The organism is Asticcacaulis biprosthecium C19 (assembly GCF_000204015.1).
Classification (GTDB): domain Bacteria; phylum Pseudomonadota; class Alphaproteobacteria; order Caulobacterales; family Caulobacteraceae; genus Asticcacaulis; species Asticcacaulis biprosthecius.
On sequence record NZ_GL883077.1, the window covers coordinates 1,804,099 to 1,809,646 of the forward strand.

The 5,548-nt window shown below is 60.8% G+C and carries 6 protein-coding genes and 1 pseudogene; 5 read left to right on the forward strand and 2 right to left on the reverse strand.

Annotated features, from left to right (window positions below; translation table 11 throughout):
* Positions 1-14: 14 nt before the first annotated feature.
* From ABI_RS26625 to ABI_RS08415, 4 genes and pseudogenes are all read left to right on the forward strand, one after another.
* Positions 15-233 (forward strand): annotated as a pseudogene (locus ABI_RS26625) (endonuclease domain-containing protein); the annotation flags it as partial.
* A 159-nt stretch (positions 234-392) separates the two neighbouring features.
* Positions 393-1,013 carry a bifunctional diaminohydroxyphosphoribosylaminopyrimidine deaminase/5-amino-6-(5-phosphoribosylamino)uracil reductase RibD gene (locus ABI_RS26185; protein WP_502502886.1) on the forward strand — a complete coding sequence of 207 codons (621 nt, stop codon included), beginning with the start codon at positions 393-395 and terminating at the stop codon, positions 1,011-1,013.
* Between the two features lie 66 nt (positions 1,014-1,079).
* Positions 1,080-2,333: a pentapeptide repeat-containing protein gene (locus ABI_RS08410; RefSeq protein ID WP_006272487.1), complete on the forward strand. Its 1,254-nt coding sequence runs from the start codon at positions 1,080-1,082 to the stop codon at positions 2,331-2,333.
* Positions 2,333-2,671 carry a hypothetical protein gene (locus tag ABI_RS08415; protein WP_006272488.1) on the forward strand — a complete coding sequence of 113 codons (339 nt, stop codon included), beginning with the start codon at positions 2,333-2,335 and terminating at the stop codon, positions 2,669-2,671. Before ABI_RS08410 ends, ABI_RS08415 begins: the two co-directional genes overlap by 1 nt.
* A gap of 146 nt (positions 2,672-2,817) precedes the next feature.
* Here the strand turns inward: ABI_RS08415 and ABI_RS08420 are convergent, their stop codons facing one another.
* Together ABI_RS08420 and ABI_RS08425 are read right to left on the reverse strand one after the other, a co-directional pair.
* Positions 2,818-3,294 (reverse strand): Hsp20 family protein, encoded by a 477-nt coding sequence (locus ABI_RS08420; protein ID WP_006272489.1) that lies wholly within the window; start codon positions 3,292-3,294, stop codon positions 2,818-2,820.
* Positions 3,295-3,574: 280 nt separating this feature from the next.
* Entirely contained in the window at positions 3,575-4,378 is an 804-nt protein-coding gene (locus ABI_RS08425; protein WP_245531314.1) for a DUF2306 domain-containing protein, read from the reverse strand.
* A gap of 129 nt (positions 4,379-4,507) precedes the next feature.
* On the opposite strand from ABI_RS08425, the gene ABI_RS08430 reads away from it, so the two are divergent.
* Entirely contained in the window at positions 4,508-5,494 is a 987-nt protein-coding gene (locus ABI_RS08430; protein WP_006272492.1) for a helix-turn-helix domain-containing protein, read from the forward strand.
* Positions 5,495-5,548: the final 54 nt, after the last annotated feature.

Here is a 5,548-nt window from a genome sequence, read left to right on the forward strand (position 1 = left end):
TAAGGAAAGTCGCTATGCGTGGGCCCGATGAAAAAAAGACCGACCGCGCTCGAAGTTTGCGAAAGGCGGGAAATAACGCGGAGTGGGCCGTTTGGAACGGCTTGCGCGATCGTATGCTCAGCGGTCGTAAATTCACACGCCAACTGCCGATCGGACCGTATTTTGCCGATTTTGCCTGTCGGGAACTTCGACTGGTCGTCGAGATAGATGGCAGTCAGCACAACGATAATCACGATGATCGCGTGCGTGATCTGTATATGAATAAGCTCGGGTGGTCGGTAGCTCGGTTCGTGATTGGTGACACGGCGCCGATTCTGGATACCGTTGCTGCTATTTGCGACGGTGACATTGTTGAGCCCGTTCGGTCGCCTGAGTTCAATTTTTATCCAGCGTTGAATGACCTGGCCGAACCGTTTATGCGGCAGGCCATTGCCTTGGCTCGTCCTGGCCATACATGGCCCAATCCTGCTGTCGGATGCGTGCTAGTCAAGGATGATGTTGTCGTCGGCGAGGGCGCCACAGGCGACGGCGGGCGGCCGCATGCTGAGGAAAATGCCCTCGATATGGCGGGAGACGTTGCCAGGGGCGCAACGGCCTATGTTACCCTGGAGCCGTGCGGTAAGCGCTCAACCGGATGCGCGTCCTGTTCGGAGCGATTGGTCGCCGCCGGGGTCGCCAGGGTCGTCTATGCCTGCGATGACCCGTCGCCGTTCGCCTCACATGTCGGGCCGCAACGGTTGAGAGATGCCGGCATCACCGTCGAAGCCGGGCTGTTGCACGATGAAGCGGCGCACCTGATCGCCCCCTTTGCACACTTCCTGAAAACTGGAAGACCCATGGTCCGCGAAAGCGATGACTCTGCTGGTTTCGACGCCGAATTCCAGCCGGGACATGCGGCCGATCTGGCCGTGGAACTGGCCGCCTGGGCTGGCAGGGGATACCGTCATCTGCGCGTGCCGAACGCCTCGGACCTGGCCGGCGAATTGCGCCGCCTGGGCTACCTCACTGAATAAAGCCAAATTTTAAGACATTTCTGACATGCTGGCGGCTTAAGTCTTATGAGTGGAAGCCAAACCAGAATGAACGCCACGGCGGGCGAAAGACGCTACACGAAGCTGTCCCAAGCCCAGGTTGATGTGATCTGTCATAAGCACGAACGGTTTTTTCAATGTAAACCGGGCGGTGGACGGGCTGTGTTTGCGTGGTGCGACCTGTCGGGCCTGTCCTTTCGCGGTCGCGTGTTACAGGACGCCGACTTCACTGCCGCGATCCTGGCCGACTGCGATCTGGTTGGTTGCAATTTCGATAAATCCAACCTGTTTTGTGCTGATCTACAAATGGCCAACCTGATGGGCGCCTCGCTGCGCCGAGTCGACCTGCGTGGCGCCTGCCTGCGCGGCGCCAACCTGTCTGGCGTCGATCTCTACGAAGCCGACCTGCGTGAAGGCGCCCTGGCACTGCCCGACAAGCACGCCGGCCTGGCCTATGTTGAAATCTCGATGCGGACCTCGGAAGCCACCTATGCCAACCTGCGCGGCGCCAACCTGGAGCGTTCCAAGCTATCGGGCATTCAGGCCATGAAAGCCGACTTTTCCGACGCTACCATGAAGGGCTGCAAGCTGGTTCGGGCGAACCTGAAGCAGGCAATCATGAACAATGTTGACCTGGCTGGGGCTGACCTGTCAGGGGCCGACTTCACTGGCGCCTCGATGAAGGACGCCGTCCTGATAGGCGCCAAGACCGATATGATGCGCACGGAACAGGCCGACATGTCCGGCGTTCTGACCGACAAGATCGTCGGTACGGACGTGAAGACCTTGCCATATGGCGAGATGTTGCAGGACCACGCCAAATGGGTCGATACGCTGGGCAAGCAGGGGAAGCCGTCGACCTTCGACAAGGCCGACCTGCGCGCCCTGGGTCAGATCCGTGGGCTGAACCTGACGGCTCTGTCGGCGCGTGGGGCTGTATTCTATGGTCTCGATATGCGGGGCGTGCAGTTGCAGGGCGCGCATCTGGAAGGCGCGGACCTGCGTAACTGTAACCTGAAGGGCGCCGACCTGCGCGGGGTGCGCATGTATCAGGCGCGGCTGGATGGCGCCAATCTGGAAGGCGCCAATCTGGGGGCTTTGCAGATCGATGCGACTCGCGTCTTGCCGGCCGATCTGCGCGAGGCCCGGATGCGGGGGGCCAATCTGGCCGATGCCGATTTGAAGCTGGCCAAGCTGGACGGCGCTGATCTGTCGCGCGCCAATCTGGAAGGTGCTTCCATGAAACTGGAAGCGTTGGAACACGTCACCTGTGTCGGTTTACGCGGGCGGCTGGCGTCGTAATGGCGTACAGCGACGTTACGGCCATGAAGGTGCGCGACGCGCTGGGTGCGGTTGATATTTCCGAAAAACAGATGATGGGCGGGTTGGTCTTCCTGATCAATGGAAACATGACCGTGTCGATCAAGACGCTGAAGACCGGCGTCGAGCAGTTCATGTTCCGGCCCGGCAAGGACCGGGAAGACGAAGCTCTGACGATTCCCGGCACGCGGCCGATGATCCATGGCGGTCGCAGGATGACGGGCTTTCTGTTTATCGATGCCGATGATTGCGATGACGTGGCGTTTACACAGTTGCTGACCATGTCGCGCGGCTTTGCGTTGTTGCTCCCCCCGAAATAAAAGAGACTCTTCGGACATCCTGTGATCCGCGGCTCGGGGAGGGGACAAGCCGTAGGGGATCACAGGCGCCGAAGAGCCTGTCAGGTTCAGGGAGAAGTGAGGGTAACCGCGCAGGACGCCTATCCGGCGCGGTCTAGTGGCAGGGCTTACTCGGCGGCTTCAAGCACCGTCTGGGTGTTCGAAGCGGTGTTGATCGCGATGGTCTTGGCTTTCTTGGCTTCCGGGATTTCGAGCTGCAACGCGATCGAAAGCAGGCCGTTGGCCAGGTCCGCATGCGTGACGCGGATATGGTCGGCGAGCTGGAAACGGCGTTCGAAGGAACGTTCGGCCAGGCCGCGATGCAGGAAGGTACGGGTGCTGTCATCGGCGTCCTTCTTGCCGGTGACGGTCAGTACGTTTTCTTTGACCTCGATGTTGAGCTGGTCCGGGCGGAAGCCGGCGACGGCGACTTCGATACGGTAGGAATCGCCAGTTTCGGCATCGGCACCGGCGACGCGCTCGATATTATACGGCGGCCAGCCCGGCGTGGTGTCGGCGCGAGCCGCGCTATCGAGCAATCCGACCAGGCGGTCGAAGCCAACGGCGGAACGGTAAAGGGGGGAAAAATCAACAGCAGTACGCATAGGGCTCTCCTTACAGGAAGCGAGGCCTTACGGACGGAGTACATCGTCCATAAAGGTTTGAATTTGAACAACATCGACACCCCCGAATGGGCAGTGTTGCCGTTCAAGAAGGCCCGTTATCGGCGCCTTCGTCCTATGATTTGGGGGAGAAAAAAGCTGGTTCAAGGGCGGGGGCGAAAATTTTTCGCACCCGCCCATTTTTTTTGCTCAAACCCCGCGTGGCTCCTCGCATAAGCTCGGGCGGGCAGTCGCCCTTGCCAAAGTGCAGGCACTTTGGAGTTCACATATACGGGCCCCACATGAAGGCGATGGCGCCGAAAATGCCCACGGCCATCAGCACGGTCATGATGAGGACCAGAGCGCTGACGCCGCGTTTGACGATTGTATGCCGGCTGCGTTGGGCGAGGAAATACAGTTCCAGCACGGCCAGAGGTATCAGATAGGCGCCGAACGTGAGGACGGTCCCCACCGGGCCTCCGAGCTTGTCGTCCAGGCCCCAGCCGCGGGTGAGTACCGCCCAGGCCATGATGGCGATGCGCAGGAACCAAACGCCGTTGACCACGATGAAGGTGCGCATGGCCCATTGGCGATGTTCGTCGATACGACGTGCGGCCGCCAGGCGCCAGGCCTGGCTGGCAAAGATCAGGATCAGGATGCCGTTCAAGGTCACGGCGAGGTCGGAATTGAGCGACAGCCGCGTGCCACGCACCCAGCCCAGCCACAGGCCGCCCAGCGCCATGATATAGGCCAGCACCAGGAATAGACGGCCGGTCCAGCGGTGCAAGGCGGGGACGTGTTTGCGGATTTGAGGGATCAGTTGCATAAGTCCGGCGACCGTGATGACGGCGGCCAGAAGGACGTGAACGGCGAACATGATGTTGCCCGCAACGTCGCCTTCGACATAGCCCTTGATGATCGGCTTGTCGTTCCAGCCAGGATAATCGCCGCGCAGGGTATGACCACCGTAATGGTTGGCTATCATCCACACAAAGGCCAGTTGGCCGACGGCAGCGGTCAGGTACCAGATCAGTCCGGAGCGTTGCAGCAGGCGGGTGCCGGGAAGTTGGGAAGGGGGTGTTGTCATCGTCGGGTCCATAAGGGGGAGAGCCCACCCATTCAGGGCAGCGGGACCGCGCCGTCTCGCCGATTTGGAAATCGGTCATAGTTTTTTTTCCGATGTCGGCTATCCTGAGCCAACAGCCCGGAGGTAGGCGTGAACACCACATTGTTTTGGCCGGCGCTGCAGGCCGTTCGACGCCGCAGACCGCGGGATATTCATCTCTATTTTGCCCTGTTCGCGGGTTCGATCGTGCTGTTTTGCCTGCGTAGCCTGATGGGTGGCGCAGGCGGCATGGCAGTGGATTTTGTGGCCATTGCGGGCTGTGCCACCTGTGGCTGGTCGTGGCTTTTGACGCGTGCCCTGTTCCGCCGGGAAGCGCCCGATGCGCTGCCGTGGCCGCTGTGCCTGGTGCTGACCATGATTGTCCTGACGGCCGTGTTGCGGTGGAGCCCGGTTGGCCCGGTTCAGCAGATGGGCGGCAATGTGATGGAGCTGATCGGTTCGACCGCCCTGCTGCTGGCCCTGGTAGAACCCTTGCTGGGACTACGGCGAGGTATGGCCCCGGAGGAGCGGCGTTTTCGGCTGATGTTCAGCGCTGCCTACGCGACGATCATGGGCATAGGCGTGATCTGGATCAGCGGCGCGCCGCAGGGTACGTGGGCGGCGCAGTGGAGTGATCAGGTCAAGGTGGCCTGTGCCTTGGTTGGGCTTTTTGGGGCCGGTCTGGCGGTGTGGTATCGCGGGCGAAATCCGTTATCGGATGGCGCACGGCCCAGACGGGTTGCTACAGAAGGAGACCGCGTGCTGGGCGAGCGGGTGCTGCGCTTGATGACGGAGGATCGTCTCTATGCCGAGCCAAGTCTGAAGGTCGCCGACCTGGCGCGTCGTATGGGAGAGGCCGAGTATCGGGTGACGCAGTGCATTACCGGCGCCTTGGGCTTTGCTAATTTCAATCAGATGGTCAACCAGTTCCGAATCGAGCAGGCGCAGCAGATGCTGAGCGACCCGGGGTATGATCATCTGCCGGTCCTGACGATCGCGCTGGATTGCGGATTTGGCTCGATCGGGCCGTTCAACCGGGCGTTCAAGGCGCAGTTTGAGGTCACGCCGACTGCGTTTCGAAGCGGCAGGAAGTTATGAATTGACCTGCATCCCTTCGCCTCGCCTGTTTAAGGGGGGAGATGGATCAAGGCG

Coding starts and splice junctions, on each gene's coding strand:
- ABI_RS08410 (WP_006272487.1), top strand. CDS start 1,080: ATGAACGCCACGGCGGGCGAAAGACGCTACACGAAGCTGTCCCAAGCC.
- ABI_RS08415 (WP_006272488.1), top strand. CDS start 2,333: ATGGCGTACAGCGACGTTACGGCCATGAAGGTGCGCGACGCGCTGGGT.
- ABI_RS08420 (WP_006272489.1), bottom strand. CDS start 3,294: ATGCGTACTGCTGTTGATTTTTCCCCCCTTTACCGTTCCGCCGTTGGC.
- ABI_RS08425 (WP_245531314.1), bottom strand. CDS start 4,378: ATGACAACACCCCCTTCCCAACTTCCCGGCACCCGCCTGCTGCAACGC.